This is a genomic window from Gallintestinimicrobium propionicum (genome assembly GCF_025567525.1).
GTDB lineage: Bacteria > Bacillota > Clostridia > Lachnospirales > Lachnospiraceae > Gallintestinimicrobium > Gallintestinimicrobium propionicum.
This window is the reverse complement of sequence record NZ_JAOQJY010000016.1, coordinates 1-14,978: the sequence shown is the minus strand read 5'-3', so window position 1 is coordinate 14,978 and position 14,978 is coordinate 1. Positions and strand designations below refer to the sequence as shown.

The 14,978-nt window shown below is 37.8% G+C and carries 15 protein-coding genes and 3 pseudogenes; 10 read left to right on the top strand and 8 right to left on the bottom strand.

Annotation, left to right across the window (positions count from 1 at the left end; genetic code table 11):
• Positions 1-53: 53 nt before the first annotated feature.
• The 3 genes from OCV62_RS12075 to OCV62_RS12065 all read right to left on the bottom strand — a co-directional run bounded on the left by OCV62_RS12075 (position 54) and on the right by OCV62_RS12065 (position 2,054).
• On the bottom strand, positions 54-281 hold the full coding sequence (locus tag OCV62_RS12075) for a hypothetical protein (RefSeq protein ID WP_262586973.1): 228 nt from the start codon (positions 279-281) through the stop codon (positions 54-56).
• 34 nt (positions 282-315) lie between these two features.
• Positions 316-624 (bottom strand): hypothetical protein, encoded by a 309-nt coding sequence (locus OCV62_RS12070; protein WP_055940454.1) that lies wholly within the window; start codon positions 622-624, stop codon positions 316-318.
• 188 nt (positions 625-812) lie between these two features.
• On the bottom strand, positions 813-2,054 hold the full coding sequence (locus tag OCV62_RS12065) for an IS256 family transposase (protein ID WP_262586969.1): 1,242 nt from the start codon (positions 2,052-2,054) through the stop codon (positions 813-815).
• 92 nt (positions 2,055-2,146) lie between these two features.
• Here OCV62_RS12065 and OCV62_RS12060 point away from each other — a divergent pair, with 92 nt between their 5' ends.
• The 10 genes and pseudogenes from OCV62_RS12060 (at position 2,147) to OCV62_RS12015 (ending at position 9,266) form a co-directional block, all read left to right on the top strand.
• The gene (locus tag OCV62_RS12060) at positions 2,147-2,989 is read left to right on the top strand and encodes an FtsW/RodA/SpoVE family cell cycle protein (protein WP_262586968.1); all 843 of its coding nucleotides are present in this window, start codon (positions 2,147-2,149) and stop codon (positions 2,987-2,989) included.
• 373 nt (positions 2,990-3,362) lie between these two features.
• Complete coding sequence (rhuM, locus tag OCV62_RS12055; protein ID WP_262586966.1) at positions 3,363-4,292, top strand: virulence protein RhuM/Fic/DOC family protein; 930 nt, start codon at positions 3,363-3,365, stop codon at positions 4,290-4,292.
• A gap of 20 nt (positions 4,293-4,312) precedes the next feature.
• Positions 4,313-4,683, top strand: a pseudogene (locus tag OCV62_RS18820) (IS66 family transposase); the annotation flags it as partial.
• Positions 4,647-5,264, top strand: a complete 618-nt coding sequence (locus OCV62_RS12045; protein ID WP_262586964.1) for an ATP-binding protein — start codon at positions 4,647-4,649, stop codon at positions 5,262-5,264. The pseudogene OCV62_RS18820 and the gene OCV62_RS12045, both read left to right, overlap by 37 nt.
• A 233-nt stretch (positions 5,265-5,497) precedes the next feature.
• Positions 5,498-5,820: pseudogene (locus OCV62_RS12040) on the top strand (hypothetical protein).
• 69 nt (positions 5,821-5,889) lie between these two features.
• Positions 5,890-6,534 (top strand): histidine phosphatase family protein, encoded by a 645-nt coding sequence (locus tag OCV62_RS12035; protein ID WP_262586961.1) that lies wholly within the window; start codon positions 5,890-5,892, stop codon positions 6,532-6,534.
• A gap of 125 nt (positions 6,535-6,659) precedes the next feature.
• Positions 6,660-7,502 (top strand): carbon-nitrogen hydrolase family protein, encoded by an 843-nt coding sequence (locus OCV62_RS12030; protein ID WP_262586959.1) that lies wholly within the window; start codon positions 6,660-6,662, stop codon positions 7,500-7,502.
• 65 nt (positions 7,503-7,567) lie between these two features.
• Complete coding sequence (locus tag OCV62_RS12025; RefSeq protein ID WP_262586957.1) at positions 7,568-7,795, top strand: GrpB family protein; 228 nt, start codon at positions 7,568-7,570, stop codon at positions 7,793-7,795.
• A gap of 264 nt (positions 7,796-8,059) precedes the next feature.
• Positions 8,060-9,148 (top strand): acyltransferase family protein, encoded by a 1,089-nt coding sequence (locus OCV62_RS12020; RefSeq protein WP_262586955.1) that lies wholly within the window; start codon positions 8,060-8,062, stop codon positions 9,146-9,148.
• Complete coding sequence (locus tag OCV62_RS12015) at positions 9,141-9,266, top strand: helix-turn-helix transcriptional regulator (protein WP_262586953.1); 126 nt, start codon at positions 9,141-9,143, stop codon at positions 9,264-9,266. The genes OCV62_RS12020 and OCV62_RS12015 overlap by 8 nt, the downstream gene beginning before the upstream one ends.
• Positions 9,267-9,388: 122 nt before the next feature.
• On the opposite strand, the gene OCV62_RS12010 is transcribed toward OCV62_RS12015, so the two are convergent.
• From OCV62_RS12010 to OCV62_RS11990, 5 genes and pseudogenes are all read right to left on the bottom strand, one after another.
• A complete protein-coding gene (locus OCV62_RS12010) occupies positions 9,389-11,965 on the bottom strand; it encodes an ABC transporter permease (protein WP_055056217.1) in 2,577 nt (858 codons plus the stop codon).
• Positions 11,966-11,979: 14 nt separating this feature from the next.
• The gene (locus OCV62_RS12005; RefSeq protein ID WP_055056216.1) at positions 11,980-12,645 is read right to left on the bottom strand and encodes an ABC transporter ATP-binding protein; all 666 of its coding nucleotides are present in this window, start codon (positions 12,643-12,645) and stop codon (positions 11,980-11,982) included.
• Positions 12,646-12,767: 122 nt separating this feature from the next.
• Complete coding sequence (locus OCV62_RS12000) at positions 12,768-13,799, bottom strand: sensor histidine kinase (protein WP_055056215.1); 1,032 nt, start codon at positions 13,797-13,799, stop codon at positions 12,768-12,770.
• Positions 13,796-14,479, bottom strand: coding sequence for a response regulator transcription factor (locus tag OCV62_RS11995; RefSeq protein WP_004849790.1), 684 nt, complete (start codon positions 14,477-14,479; stop codon positions 13,796-13,798). Before OCV62_RS11995 ends, OCV62_RS12000 begins: the two co-directional genes overlap by 4 nt.
• 68 nt (positions 14,480-14,547) lie before the next feature.
• Positions 14,548-14,978, bottom strand: a pseudogene (locus OCV62_RS11990) (hypothetical protein); the annotation flags it as partial.

Below are 14,978 nucleotides of genomic sequence, written 5' to 3'. Positions count from 1 at the left end.
GCAGAATCCGGAAAACCGGCTCTGCCCATTTGTAACTATTCACAAATCTTATATCAGTTTTTAACGTTTACACAAAACTTGAAACGGTCTCTAAAGAAAGAGTCTAATTCTGCACCAATACTTTGTATTAATAAGGCATATTCATTTGAAAATGTAGAAAAATTTGAAGTAGATAACCCTACATAATTAAATGTAGTCATTAATTTTTTCTCAAGCATTAAGTAGTATCCCCCAAAATTGTTTAGAAAATCTTGTCTACGCATCCTATTTATTCCTTTCATTAAACTGATTTTTTTATGAAATTCATATATGGAATTATTTTATTGCATTCAATATGGTCTGTATCATTGGCAGATTGAATAGAATATATGAAGTAATAAGGGCTAGAAAAATACCTACTGCAGAAGAAATCAAGGTTTTGTTTTCTTCATAGCGTGTAAATGAGAGTATGAATTCAGAAATACCCTGAAAAATATCAGTTAGAATCAATAAGATAAGTGCAATAATAAGTATATACACAAGATTTCTGTATTCTTGTGTATCTGTAACATCATTTGGAAATTGTCCTGCTATTAATACAAAAGTATTTAGAATTAATACAAGTAAATTTAGTATTCTAATCATTTAATTGCCTCCTTCATCTTTCGGATTTGAGTGTATGAGAAAATCTCTGTAAATAAGATTCTTCTATGATAATTAAGGGCAATAAGCTTACGGATTAGGCTTATCGCCCTTGTTTTATATATAACAGTTGCTTACAGGAATGTCAAGGGCAGGCGGTTTCCCGCCTGTCTTTTTAAGCTGTCTTTTGATTATTCAGGTAAGCGTCCTTCGTACATAATACTCAGTTCTCCATAGACCTGGCCCCAATCCCGGATTGTGGTAGTCCACTTTTTCGTAGCCTCAAAAGTGGACAAATACAGGGCTTTTAACAGGGCGGTATCGCTTGGAAATACGCTCCTTTGGCGATTCAGCTTCCGGTAGGTGGAATTCAGTGATTCTATCGCATTTGTCGTGTAAATGACCTTTCTGACAGTGGTTGAGAACTTAAAAATAGGTGAAACAGCATCCCAGTTGTCCTTCCAACGCTTCATGGAATTCGGGTATTTGGGAGTCCATTTTTCAGTTATACGGTCTAAGGCAGCCAGAGCTTTCTGCTCGTCAGCAGCCTGATAGATGGTTTTTAAGTCTGTAGCAAAGGCTTTTCTATCCTTATCCGGAACGTATTTCAGAGTATTTCTTACCTGATGAACAATACATCTCTGGTATTCTGTTTTGGGAAACGCTGTTGCAATCGCTTCCTTAATGCCTGTAAGGCCGTCGGCGCAGATGATCAGGATATCCTTAACTCCTCGATTTTTCAGTTCATTTAAGACTGAAAGCCAGTATTTCGCACTTTCATTGTCACCGATTGTAATGGTCAGGACTTCCTTTTTGCCCTCTGTATGAATACCCAGAATGACATAAGCTGCAAGTTTACGAATGATTCCATTATCCCGTACAGAATAATGGATTGCATCGATGTAAAGGATCGGATATACCTCATCCAGTGGACGGTTCTGCCAGTCTTCAATCTGAGGAAGTATTTTATCTGTCACATCAGATATGAAACTTTCTGATGCTTCAAAACCATAGATATCCTCGATTGTTTCCGAGATCTGGCGAGTGGTCATTCCCTTTGCATACATAGAAATGATCTTCTGATCAATATCAGAAATATCTTTCTGACGCTTTTTCACAATCTGTGGTTCAAAGGTCGATTTTCGATCCTGTGGGACTTCGATTTCCATAGAACCATACCGACTGTTTACCTGCTTATGTTTATAGCCGTTACGATAATCATCGTTGTCAGAACGCTTGGACTTTTCGTATCCAAGGTGATCATCCATTTCGGCCTCCATCATTTCTTTAATGGTGCCACCTAAGAGATCTTTGAGAGCATCCTGGATGTCTTCTGCAGTCTCGATATCGTATTCTTCGAGAAGCTGCCGAATGATGTTTCTTTTACCATCGGTCATTTGTACTCTGTGTACAGGTTTCTTTTGTCTTGCCATAATAAAAGGCCCTCCTAATGATAATTATTTTATCATAGAAGGACCTTGCCTAGATTATTTTACAGAAAAAGTATCACAGACTCGGATTTGGAATGTTCAGAATCTCTGCTACTTCGCTGATGATGTTTTATGTACCAATTTATGGAGCAATTTTATATAAATATAGAGATGGTGGTTTTTCTGCATTGTTAAAGTCGATAGTTTGTCTGATTATTCCTGTTTTTATCACTTTTCGAATGCCGAATCTTATTGTTGCGATAATTATGATGATTAGTATGTTGATTCAGCTTACGGTGGCTATTCTAAAGGGGTGGTTCAAAATATCGGTAAAAAAGACAATTGTTAGTCTGTGGGCAGTTTTCATGTTTTTGCCTATTATGTTGTTGTTTGTGATGTACACATTTCATTTGTTGGCAGAGTATCAGGAAGCAAGGATTCACTCCTTTTTTTCTGCTTCAGGAGAAGGAGCTTATCTTACTTCAATACTAAGAACATTTAGCAAAGACATTTTGTTTGTAGGTAATAGCGGAAATGATGTGATTGGCAGTTTACCGGAGTTTAATAGTGATTACATTTTTTCTTATATTCTCAATAGCTATGGAAGTATTGCCGGAATCGTTGTTGTTGCTGTCTTGGCAGCACTTGTAATGTTTATTTTTGGAGCTTCTATTAAACAAAAAAATGAACTTGGCATGGTTATGGGATTTGGTTGTGGAATGATAATCTTATTAAATATTTTATTAAACTTGTTAGGTGCTTTGGGGATAATTCCACCAGCATCCTCCTTCTTGCCATTTTTATCCATTGGCAGAAGTAATATTTTATTGTGCTATGCATTGGTAGGAATTATTATGAGTATTTACAGGTATAAGGACGTGTATCCTAAAAAAATCAGAGCATCACAGGTTTCGTTTCAGAAAACAATAAATATATAACGATTTGGGAAAAAATCTCTGAATACAGTCAATTAAGTCGTTCTCAACGAAATAGTTTTGTGGTATACTGGACATGGCATAAATCTCCTTTGTAAAGATGGTTTCTAGTCAATTCCATTATACCAAACGGAGCAGGTTTATGCCTTTTTTATTGGCTGAGATATTGAATTTTCAGGGTTCAACACACCGTATTGGTGTGGGAAGTTTTAGTTATTAAATATTTTAAAATGTGAAGAGGATATATCTGCTGAAATGGATATATCTTCTTTTTAGGTAATTAAGTTGAGGCTAAAGAATGGACTGAATCAGAAAAGTACAGTAAAATCTACATTAGAAATGTTATCGGGAAATATTCATGGAGGGGAACTAAAGGATGAAGAATGAAATTGTATTATTTACAGATGGTGATGTTAATATAGAAGTTCAAATCAATCCTGAACAGGAGACCGTTTGGCTGACGCAAAAACAAATGGAACTGTTGTTTGATGTTAAACACGCTACAGTAAGCGAACATATTTCAAACATTCTTGCTTCAGGAGAACTGGATGAGACTTCTGTCGGTTTTTCCGACAGAAGTACAGGGGGACGAAAACCCAAAATTTATAATTTGGATATGATTTTGTCTGTCGGATATCGAGTTAATTCTAAAAGAGGTATAGCTTTCAGAAAATGGGCAAATAATGTTCTTAAACAGTTTATTTTGAAAGGCTATGCAATCAATGAAAAGCGCCTTCAGGCGCTTAAGAAAACAGTTGATATTCAGTCAAGGATGCTTGCAGATGCACTTGATATAGAGGAGAAAGATGTGCTCAGAGCTGTGAATGAATACACAGATGCATTGATTCTTCTGGATCAATATGACCACCAGGCATTAAGTAAGCCAAAGGGAAGTACTCCAGTATACCGCATTACTTATGAAGAGTGTGTTCAGATGGTTGGTCAGATGAAAGATTCTTTTAAAACAGATGTATTTGGTGTAGAAAAAGAGACTGGTAAGGTACAAGGAATTATTGCCGCAGTTTACCAGAGTGTATTCGGACAGGATGCGTATCCATCCTTGGAAGAGAAAGCGGCGAATCTATTGTATTTTATGATAAAGGATCATCCATATGCAGATGGTTGTAAAAGAATTGCCGCATCACTGTTCTTGGAATTTTTAGACAAGAACAATGAGTTGTTCTTGGATGGAGAGAAGAGACTCAGTGATGGAACGTTAGTAGCAATTACATTGATGATTGCAGAATCAAAACCAGAAGAAAAAGAAGTGATGGTAAAACTGGTAATGAATCTGTTGAAATTATAGTGGCATTGCATCTGAAACAGAAAAAAGAACAGATCGTGGTAAAAGGGAAGCTGGAAGCTGCATTTACTTACCTTCTGAACCAGGGAAAATATCTGCGGGTGTTCCTGGAAGATGGAGATGTTCCGATGGATAATAATGCCTCAGAACGTGCGATCCGCGGCTTCTGCATTGGAAAAAAAACTGACAGGTCATTGATACCATAAACGGAGCAAAGACTTCTGCTGTGATCTACAGTCTTGCAGAAACAGCAAAGGCAAGCAATTTAAAATCCTACGAGTACTTTGAACATTTGCTGACCGTAATCTCGGAATACATGGAAGACACAGACCGCAAATTTCTGGAAGAACTGCTCCCATGGTTACCAGCGCTTCCGGAAAACATTCGAAAATAAAATTTATATCAGGCCGCAAAAGTGGCTTAAGATTGTCAAGGTACTTGCTATGGTGCGTTTACGTAAGCGGGATATCTTTAGAAGGAAAAGATTTATTGAAAATTCCATCAAAGAGAAGAAATCCGATATTAGCTGATATATTCAGCCGCTTGAAATGCATGGAGCGTAGAGGCAGTGGATTTAAGAAGATATTGGCAGACTATGAGGGACAGGTTGAATTTGATGAGACCAAGATGCCAGTCTTTGAGGCGGATAATGATGATTTTACATTAACGTTGTATAATCTGAATTATGGCACTAATTATGCAACACAGGTGAATGAAAATGTCATAGAAAATGTCATAGAAATTTCGGAAGAAAAAATTAAGAAGTTAATGCCAGAGTATTCTAAGAAGAAGCTTGCTAAAGCATGTGAGATCCTAAAAATGATTTCGAAAATCCCGAATATTTCTATTGATGAATTAAGAATAGCCTTAGACGTTACGGATAGAACAATTGCTAGATATATATCAGAATTAAAGGATAAAGATATCATAGAACGAAAAGGTCCGGATAATGGTGGAGAATGGAAAATTAAGTAAGTGAATGACAGTAAATATGGCACTCATTGTGGCACCCAAACTTTCACTCAAGGATATTCCGGAGTTAGTCTCAACAAAGTCTCACGAGATTTGAGACTGAGTGAGACTCTATGATATAGCAAAATGCGATAGTACTGGCATTTTCAGGTGGATTATAAAGTTGTAGTCTCAAGTCAGTTTCATTTCTGAAATTGTTTGTTGAGACTAACATGAGACTGAGGAGGTTCAAAATCATGAACATAAGCAAAAAGGATTGGAAATTATTTCGAGAAAGATTATCAGACTGGCAGGAAAATTATATGGAAGGTCTTGTTAAAGAGTATGTAAATTTTCTAAATGATGATAAAAAGCCTGCATCAGATAAATTCTGGGAACTTGAAAAACGGATAAAAGAGGATAAGCGTCATCCGGGAGTTATCATGGAGATGAGTAAGTCAGAGGTGATATGGGATATTGTTCGGCTTATTAGACTGAAAGTAATTACATATGATGATTTATCAGACTTCAGTGACGAATTACAGATGGAAGTAAAAGAATACTTGAGATGAGCAGGTGATGGAACGGTTAGGATTATTCCTAAGAGAAAGCCTGTAAAGGTAATGGTAGATGGAATGGAGCTGATCAAATGACAAGAGTTTATTTCGTCCGTCACGCGCAGCCGGAACACGATTGGGAAGATGACAGGACAAGACCTTTGACGGAAGAAGGTAAGAAAGATTCTGCAATTGTGCTGGGATTTTTGAAGGATAAGAAAATAGATGCGTTTTATTGCAGTCCGTATAAACGTAGCGTGGAAACCATTGCAGAGGCAGCAGATTTTTTCACAAAAGAGATTATAACAGATGAGAGATTGAGGGAGCGTGAAAAGGGACCTGATGGAAACAACCACGGAATGTTCCGGAAACGATGGGCTGACCATAATTATCATGAAGAAGGCGGAGAGTCTATTGCTATGGTGCAAAATCGTAACATAGAGGCACTGAATGAGATTTTGTCAGATAATACGGATAAAGATATTGTTATAGGAACCCATGGTACTGCCCTTAGTACGATATTGAATTTTTATGATAATAATTTTGGCTGTGAAGATTTTCTGCGAATTATAGATTGGATGCCATATATTATCGAACTGGACTTTGAAAGCAGTTGTAACGCAACCTGTGTTCCTGAGAAAGAAGCGAAAACGGAATCTGAATGTCCGCTTTACAGTTTTAAGTTGGCTGCCAAACAGGAACATTGTCATATAGAGAAGGAATTTAAGGGTAGATAGCATGCGGATAAAAATGCTCGGTGAAGAATTCTGCAGTCATAATATTGAGATTGGCGTAAAGAGATGAAAAGAACAAGGGTATCAACTTCTCCAGGGAAGTGGAATTTTTCAAGGAGGAAATAAAAATGTTTAAGGTTGCAATATTACAAAAACGTGCCATTCATGCACAAATAGATAAGAACATTGAAAGTATCATTATGGCAATGAAAGAGGCTTCGGAAAACCAGGCAGATATTCTTTTGCTGCCGGAATGTTTTATTACAGGATATGATTTGCCTATGTCATATGAAAAAAGCATTGCAGATGATGATCTAAGAATTGCAAAAATATGTGAGAATGCTAAAAAATATAAAGTAGGCGTAGTACTTACTGCGTTTACAAAAGGCAATAAACAACCGCAGAACTCAGCCTTTGTTATCGACAAATCGGGTAATATATTGATGAAGTATTCTAAAGTACATACATGTGATTTTGCAGATGAAAAAAATGTTGAGTCAGGGAAAGAGTTTAAGGTGTGCGATTTTGAAGGAACACAATTAGGCATTATGATCTGTTATGACAGAGAGTATCCGGAAAGCGCAAAAATACTGATGCTGAAAGGTGCAGAGGTTATTCTTGTACCGAATGATTGTGGTTCTATGCAGCCAAGAGTAAGTGCACTTTCTACAAGAGCATATGAAAATATGGTCGCAGTTGCTATGGCAAATCCGAATGGAGATAATGCTGGATGTTCCTGTGCATTTAATCCCATTTGTTGGGATAGAAATGGAAACTGTGTTGATAACACAGTTTTGCTGGCTGACGATAAGACAGAGGGGATTTTATATGCGGAGTTTGATATGGAAGCTATTAGAGAATATAGGAATCGGGAAATGTTAGGAAACACATTTCGTAAGGTAGAAGCATACAGTCAGTTGTTAAGTAAAGAAATCAAGGAACCATTTATAAGGGATGGTCAGAATAGATAGATCAGAAGTAACAAGAGGGAATATTTTATCGAGGTTCAGATGTAGAATGTCAATTGCTCTATGTAATGGGTAATATGGAGGCGGATATCAGAACACATCATATTCATATTGTAAAATGGAACGGAACCGAATGGAAGAATTATATTCATTTCAGGGATTATCTTAATGCCAATGAGAATGTGGCATTGCAGTATGAAAAATTAAAGGAAGAACTTGAAAGTAAGTATGCAGATGACAGGGTCGCATACACGAAAGGCAAACAGAATATGATAAACAAAATTTCACGCAAATGAAAGAGGAGTGACCTATGATGCACAGAAGTTGATTTCTGACATTCACAGGCAGCCGTAGGTAGGGCAAGAAGACCAACTGTGAGGTGTCAGGAGAAATCCTGGCATCTTTTTTATGAGAAGAAATAGAATAAGCTGTGAATAAAGGGATAGCATAATGCAACGATTTTTAACAAAATTGAGTAGATAATGTTAAGGGAAGTTGGTCGTAAGGCCACTTTTTATATGCTAAAATATGTTAAAAATAATTGCAAAGGTGGGAAAAATATGGATAACACAAGAAGAATATATCTGGATAATATTCGCTGGATCACGGTCTGCATTGTTGTAATTTATCACGTGATTTATATGTATAACGGTGTCCAGCCGTTTGGAGTAATCGGTCCGTTTAAAGAACAGCAGCTGCAGGATGCTTTTCAATATTTTGTATATCCCTGGATGATGGCTTTGTTATTTACGGTGTCTGGTATGACAGTCAGATATTATATGGAAAAGCATAATGTAAAAGAATTTATTCGAGATAAAACACGCAAGCTGTTGGTTCCTTCCACCGTTGGACTTTTTGTTTTTCAATGGATATTGGGATATTATAATATGAAAATCAACGGTGCTTTGGAAAGTTTTGAGTCAGTTCCAGGAATAGTTCGGTATATGATCATGGCTATATCAGGAATCGGCGTTCTTTGGTATATACAGGTGTTATGGATTTTTTCGATGCTTCTGCTGCTGGTGAGAAAATTTGAAAGGGATCGTATCTGGAAAAAAGGAGAAAAAACACCAGTATGGCTGATGGTTTTGTTAACTGTCTGTGTATATGGATTCTCACAAGTTCTTAATACGCCGGTAGTAACTGTGTACCGGTTTGGAATTTACGGGTTCTGTTTTTTTACAGGTTATTTTATTTTTTCACATGATGAGGTTGTTGAACGCTTAAGTAAATGGTGGGGGATTTTTTTGATTGTGGCTGGTGCAACAGGAATATTCTACACAATATATTATTTTGGTGAAAATTATGCGGTAGCTCCTGTGCTTAATAATCTGCCTGCCTGTATTTATTGTTGGTTTTCAATTCTTGCGATTTTGGCATTTATGAAAAAATATGGGAATGCGGAAAACAAAGTATCAAGATGGATGTTAAAAAAATCCTGGGGAATTTATGTTTTTCATTATCTTCCATTAGCTTGTGCAGCTTATTACCTTAGAAGTTTTACATCAGAACTTCCGGAAGGAATTGTCTATATAGTTGTGGGAATCAGTGCATTTGCAGGAGCATTGCTTTTGTATGAAATCATCAGAAGGATACCGATTATTTGTTGGTGTGTATTAGGACTGAAAAAGGAGAAAAAAGATGTTTAAAGACAACCTTGTATCCCTGCGTAAAATGCATGGATTTTCGCAGGATGAGCTGGCCGAAAAGATTGGTATAAGCAGACAGACACTTTCAAAATACGAAACAGGAGTTTCCCATAGTTAAAGATACCACACCCAATATCACAAACTCACGCTTAAACAATATTCCTTAGTCAACCACATACAATAGCAAATACAAAAAAGCTGGAAGCAGACTTAATTTTGCTTCCAGCTTTTCTATATTATTTAGTTTTGATGAAGCCGTTCTATAATACTTGTTTTTGCGATCTTTCGATATATGATTGCCGGAATAATAACCGTTAGCGCAATCAAAAATGGATAGATAACAAACATAGGGAAAATAACAAATTTATAAGTGAAAAACCAAATGCTATTTGAAATTGCTCTTACAATGATAACCGATACCAGAGAACCAAATACGATTGACGCAACAACTGTTCCCGCAGCATAGTATAAGCCTTCAAATGACAGCATTTTCTTTAGCTGTTTTCCTGTCATACCAATACTTTGAAGCATGGCAAGTTCTTTTCTTCGTGTAATAATGCTGGTAAGAACAGAGTTTACAAAATTTGTAATTCCTATTAAGCCAATGATAATGCTTAACGCTCCCCCTATGGTAATAATCAGAGAGGTTAAATCATTAAAGGAATTGATATACGTTTGTTTAGAGTCGTAATTCATACTCGGCTCAATGTCCTCAACATAGCTGCTCAAAAATTCCTCCATATCAGCTTCCATACCGTCAACTACATTGAATGGGAAGCTAACCAAATGAGGTTGCTCGCAAAGAGGTAAGAAAACATCCGTCGGCATATAGAACTTTGCAAATCCGGTACTTCTTATCGTATCGGTGTTTTCATTGATTAGCACCTTTGCCATAACCTTGCAGTCAAAGTTATTATCTATACTACTGGAAAGTCCGTTCATTTGTACATGATTGAAGTGAAGTGTATCGCCAACATGAATATTAGGGTCATCAATAATGTTTCCATTGTCATCAGCGGTCAGGGCATACAGTACATAGTTCCCGGATTTTAATGCTTCCCAATCAATCGTTCCCTCTATAACATCCATTGAGTTCAGTAAAAAATCATCTGCTCCATATAATTGAACCAAAGGATTTCCCTCAGCGTCTTTGTTATAATTTGAGGTAACTCCATTCTCGACAGAAAATGCTTCTTCCAAAATCTTTGTAGTATATAACTCGCCACCCTCATCAAATGCCGGATTTTGCTTAACTGCTTCAATAAAAGAAGTGGAAAGGTCATTTTTGCTGTCGCTATTTCCAAACTTAAAATTGAAGTAATCCGCAGTAGAGATGATGAAATCCTTGTTTACAAATTTCTCTACATATTTTTCCACATCAAAGCCGCTTGCAAGTGTGAATACAGTGTTGAATAATACCAAACTCAAAGTCATAGAAATAATAACCAAAATTGTACGTTTCTTGTTCCGACCAAGATTTGATAATGCCATGCGATGAATTTTGGCTCCATGTATAGACTTTTTATTAGACGTCTTTTTGCCTTGAAATGCTGTTGCGTCATTTTCGGTATAGCGGATTGCTTCAATAGGCGATACTGAACCTGCTATTTTGGCAGGCTTATTTACGCTAATAATCACTGTAACAAGTGCAAATAAAGCAGCTCCGATAAAAATAATTGGATTAGCAGTTACTTTTACTCCTGCGTCCGAAGCATAAACTGTGCCGTTCATTAAAAATGGTACTAGTGCTCGTCCAACAAAGAAACCAATTAGCAAGCCGAATGGAATACCGATAAAGGAAAGTAACATAGCCTGTTTGCTGATAAGTTTCTTTATTTGTCGTTTTGTTGTGCCTAAAGTTTTAAGCTGTCCGTAGGATTGAATATCTTGAATGACAGAGATTTGGAAAATATTATATATAATCAAATACCCTGTTATCATAATTAAAAGTATGCCAACAATCCCCGAAATCAATAAAGCTGGATTTTCTAAAAAGTTACTGCCTTGATATGCAGGACTAACACGAGCGATCACATAATTGTCATCTGATGGACTTCCGCCCATAGTATCACAAGTATAGCCCGTTTCAGCAAGAAGCTGATGTAATTTTGATTCGATAGCTCCGTTTCCATGAAACATAACATAAGCGGCGACTACGCCGGAATAGTCATTATCTTCGGGATAGGTGTATGTTAAAAGTTCAGAATTATTGTCAACAAAGGCTTTAGAAACAATAAGTCGTCCAATATTACTTAGACTGTCTGTTTCCCAAAATCCGCATAGTACAAAATTCTTTGAATATGAAATTCCTTTAATTTGATAGTCCAAAGTTACGGTTGCTCCGATTTCAGCAGGAATACCAAGTGCGTCCAGCGTTTTGGTATCAGCCATAATTTCATTCTCTGCTTCAGGACGGTGTCCCGTTGTTGGCTCATACCGTGCAAACTTCAAAGCAGTATCGTCCATAAACCACATATCAGCACGCCATTTTTCCAGTCCGGGATTATTGATATGATAAGACACTGCCTTTGTATAGGCAATCTGTTCAATCATCTCATTGCCTTTTATATTATCAAAAACCTCATCGCTTATATAATTCAAAACCGCTTGACCGTCGCCACCTTGTTTTCTGATATTTTGGTCGTGAACGGTATCTATCAAACCAGAGCCTAATGTAAAAATGGTTGTAAAGAGTATAGTAGTTAGAGCGATTGCAATAATTGCAATGATATTTCTACTCTTTCCTGCTTTGAAATAACGGTTGGATAATTTTTTGATAACAGGGCGATTGCTATTTCCAAATAAAATATCATTCATAGTTTTTGCCCCCCTTATTCTGCAATTTTCCCGTCCTCAATGCGGACAATACGATCTGCAAGCTGGGCGATCTCGCTATTGTGGGTAATCATCACAATCGTTTGATGAAATTTCTGGCTTGTTACTTTCAACAGTCCCAATACATCGCTGCTTGTTTTACTGTCAAGATTGCCCGTTGGTTCATCGGCTAATATAATGGCAGGCTTTGAGACAAGGGCGCGAGCAATCGCTACACGCTGTTGCTGACCGCCGGATAAGTTGTTCGGCATATTTTGCAGCTTATCGCCGAGTGCCAGCATTTGCACAACTTCGTCCATGAAATTTTTATCTACTGTATCGCCATCCAATTCTACGGGCAAAACAATGTTTTCATATACATTGAGAACGGGAACAAGGTTATAGTTCTGGAAAATAAAACCGATATTGCGTCTGCGGAAAATCGTAAGCTGTTCATCGTTCAGCCCTGACAAATCTTTTCCCTTGACCTTTACATTACCGGAAGTGGGAACATCCAAGCCCCCCATCATATTGAGCAATGTGGATTTTCCGCTGCCGGAAGTTCCCACAATGGCAACAAATTCTCCCTGTTCGACAGTGAGAGTTACACCATCCAGAGCTTTTGTGATATTCGGCTCGGTGCCATAGTATTTTTTCAAGTTTTTTGTTTCTAAAATGCTCATAGAGAACACCATCCTTTCTTGTGATGGCTTCATTATAAAGGGCAATCCTCACAGAAATGTCACAGCCGACATAATAAATTGCCCTGAAATGTCACAATCCTGTGACATTTCAAAAAAACAGGTTATTCATGGGGAAGAAAAACGGAGAATGTTGAGCCTGTTCCTACTTGAGAAGTTACTTGTATATAACCGTTCTGCAAGCTAATAATTTCCCTTGCGAGATACAGCCCAATGCCGATTCCCTCTATATCGTGGACATTTTCTTCCCGATAAAAGCGCCTAAAAATTGCTCCCTGTTGGTTTTCGGGAATACCTTTGCCGGTATCAGTGATGCTGACTTTCAGGTGCATTTCCCAGCTTTCAACGCAAACACGGATAGAACCGTACTCCGGCGTGTACTTAACTGCATTATCCAATATGTTAAATAGGGCTTCTGCCGTCCATTTGCGGTCATGGGAAACAACCAATGTTTCCGGGCAGTTTACTTCAACTTGTATGTGCTTCCTTTCAGCGTTCAGAAAGATACCACCCAGAGCCATAGCAAGAGTATCATAAATGGGCTGCTGTTTCTTTTCAAGTGAGATAACACCCGTTTCAAGCCGGGATGTTTTTATCATAGCCTGCATTAAGAAATCCAGTTTATCAAGCTGTGTGCCACTGGCAAGCAGAAATTCCCGCTGTTTATCCGATGGCACTTCTTGTTCTAATAAGGTGGCATTTACCATTTTTAAGTTTGCTATCGGTGTCTTTACCTGATGAGAAATATCGGAAATCAATTCCTGTAAGTCAGCTCGTTCACTGGCAACGCTGTTTTTGCTTTCCTGCATAACCTCATAAAGACGCACCAGCCGATGATTGATTTTATAAAATAGGTTTTCTTCTTCGGCAACTTGTGATATATCTATTTTTCCATTCATCATTTCGTCTAAGGTGCAGCAAAGTATTTCAGAAAACAAAGTCAGCTTTCGCCGTATCAGTATCACAAAAACAGTAACACAAAGCAGAAAAAGCAGACAGAACGCCATGCTACAAAATACCACAGACATTTCTTTTGTCAGGATATATAGAACCGAAAACATGACCACGGATAAAAGTAAAATGGTAGTTGCCAGTATTATGCAGACTTTATTTAAGGAGAGTTTTTTTGAAATCATTTTTGCGCTCCTCCAATCCACATATAGCCCATACCGTAAACGGTTTTGATGTAGGAATGCTGGTTCGTTTCAATTTTACTGCGGATGCGGCTGATCGTTGTGGTAAGTGCGTGTTCATCCACATAATTTTCATCTACATCCCACAGCTTTTCAAGCAATACCTGACGTGTCAGGACAGTTTGAGAATTTCTTGTCAGCACTTTTAATAAACGATATTCCAACGATGTAAGGGTAATCGGCTGTCCTGCGAGACAGGCTGATAATTCGGAAAAATTGATATACAAATTCCCGTCATCGTAGAAATCGCCGCCGGATTGTGCTGAAATGCGGTTCAGTAAAGCAGATACTTTCTTTTGGAACACGCTGATAGGAAAGGGCTTTGTTACATAATCATCTGCGCCCAATTCAAATCCTTTCAGCATATCGCTTTCCATATCATTTGCGGTTAGAAAAATCACGGCGGTATCAGGACGGCGTTCTTTTACCTCATGGCATATATCAAACCCGTTCCCATCTGGCAGATTGACATCCAAAACGATTAAATCATAATCCTGTTTTTCAAGAAATCTTATGGCAACAGCCTTTGACATAGCCCCATCCACGGAATATCCGACAGCCGACAGATTATAGCTTAATGTCTTATTCAAAAGCTGGTCATCTTCAACAACCAGTATTCGCATAGTATCACATCCTTTTTCTTTTTATAGTATCAGCAAAATGTCACAGAAACCTCACAACGAGAAAAAATTTAATATTCTGTCAGTTCCACAATTACATTACTTTGCAGATACAGCCAGTCCGTAAATTCTTTCGGGCTGGCCGTTCCTGTTTTTACAGCCTTTTTTCTCTGTAAGGCTTCTTTCTTAAAGTCGGAAAAGGAAGCCTGTATTTTTTCCAGACGGTCAGCCGGAAAGCCTGCGGTATTTTTTACCCGGTTTATTTTGTTGCGCCAGTTCTGGCATTCATTTTTATAAAGCAGGTCATAGTTATTTTCTCTTGACCTCTCGTCAAATTCCCGCTTGTTTTGAAGCGCCTGTGCTTTTCGGCACTTGTCGCTGCACAGCTCATACCGCTGGCTCTTTGCCAGAAAATATTTTCCACAGACCTTGCACCGCCGGAAGCAAAGCCCCCAGTCATTCAGCCTGTTCAGATAATAGGTAATCAACGGGTAGAGGGACG

What these genes read in the sequence shown, in the direction of transcription:
- OCV62_RS12075 (WP_262586973.1), bottom strand. Translation starts at nt 281, where the DNA reads ATGAAAGGAATAAATAGGATGCGTAGACAAGATTTTCTAAACAATTTT.
- OCV62_RS12070 (WP_055940454.1), bottom strand. Translation starts at nt 624, where the DNA reads ATGATTAGAATACTAAATTTACTTGTATTAATTCTAAATACTTTTGTA.
- OCV62_RS12065 (WP_262586969.1), bottom strand. Translation starts at nt 2,054, where the DNA reads ATGGCAAGACAAAAGAAACCTGTACACAGAGTACAAATGACCGATGGT.
- OCV62_RS12060 (WP_262586968.1), top strand. Translation starts at nt 2,147, where the DNA reads ATGTTCAGAATCTCTGCTACTTCGCTGATGATGTTTTATGTACCAATT.
- rhuM (WP_262586966.1), top strand. Translation starts at nt 3,363, where the DNA reads ATGAAGAATGAAATTGTATTATTTACAGATGGTGATGTTAATATAGAA.
- OCV62_RS12045 (WP_262586964.1), top strand. Translation starts at nt 4,647, where the DNA reads ATGGTTACCAGCGCTTCCGGAAAACATTCGAAAATAAAATTTATATCA.
- OCV62_RS12035 (WP_262586961.1), top strand. Translation starts at nt 5,890, where the DNA reads ATGACAAGAGTTTATTTCGTCCGTCACGCGCAGCCGGAACACGATTGG.
- OCV62_RS12030 (WP_262586959.1), top strand. Translation starts at nt 6,660, where the DNA reads ATGTTTAAGGTTGCAATATTACAAAAACGTGCCATTCATGCACAAATA.
- OCV62_RS12025 (WP_262586957.1), top strand. Translation starts at nt 7,568, where the DNA reads ATGGGTAATATGGAGGCGGATATCAGAACACATCATATTCATATTGTA.
- OCV62_RS12020 (WP_262586955.1), top strand. Translation starts at nt 8,060, where the DNA reads ATGGATAACACAAGAAGAATATATCTGGATAATATTCGCTGGATCACG.
- OCV62_RS12015 (WP_262586953.1), top strand. Translation starts at nt 9,141, where the DNA reads ATGTTTAAAGACAACCTTGTATCCCTGCGTAAAATGCATGGATTTTCG.
- OCV62_RS12010 (WP_055056217.1), bottom strand. Translation starts at nt 11,965, where the DNA reads ATGAATGATATTTTATTTGGAAATAGCAATCGCCCTGTTATCAAAAAA.
- OCV62_RS12005 (WP_055056216.1), bottom strand. Translation starts at nt 12,645, where the DNA reads ATGAGCATTTTAGAAACAAAAAACTTGAAAAAATACTATGGCACCGAG.
- OCV62_RS12000 (WP_055056215.1), bottom strand. Translation starts at nt 13,799, where the DNA reads ATGATTTCAAAAAAACTCTCCTTAAATAAAGTCTGCATAATACTGGCA.
- OCV62_RS11995 (WP_004849790.1), bottom strand. Translation starts at nt 14,479, where the DNA reads ATGCGAATACTGGTTGTTGAAGATGACCAGCTTTTGAATAAGACATTA.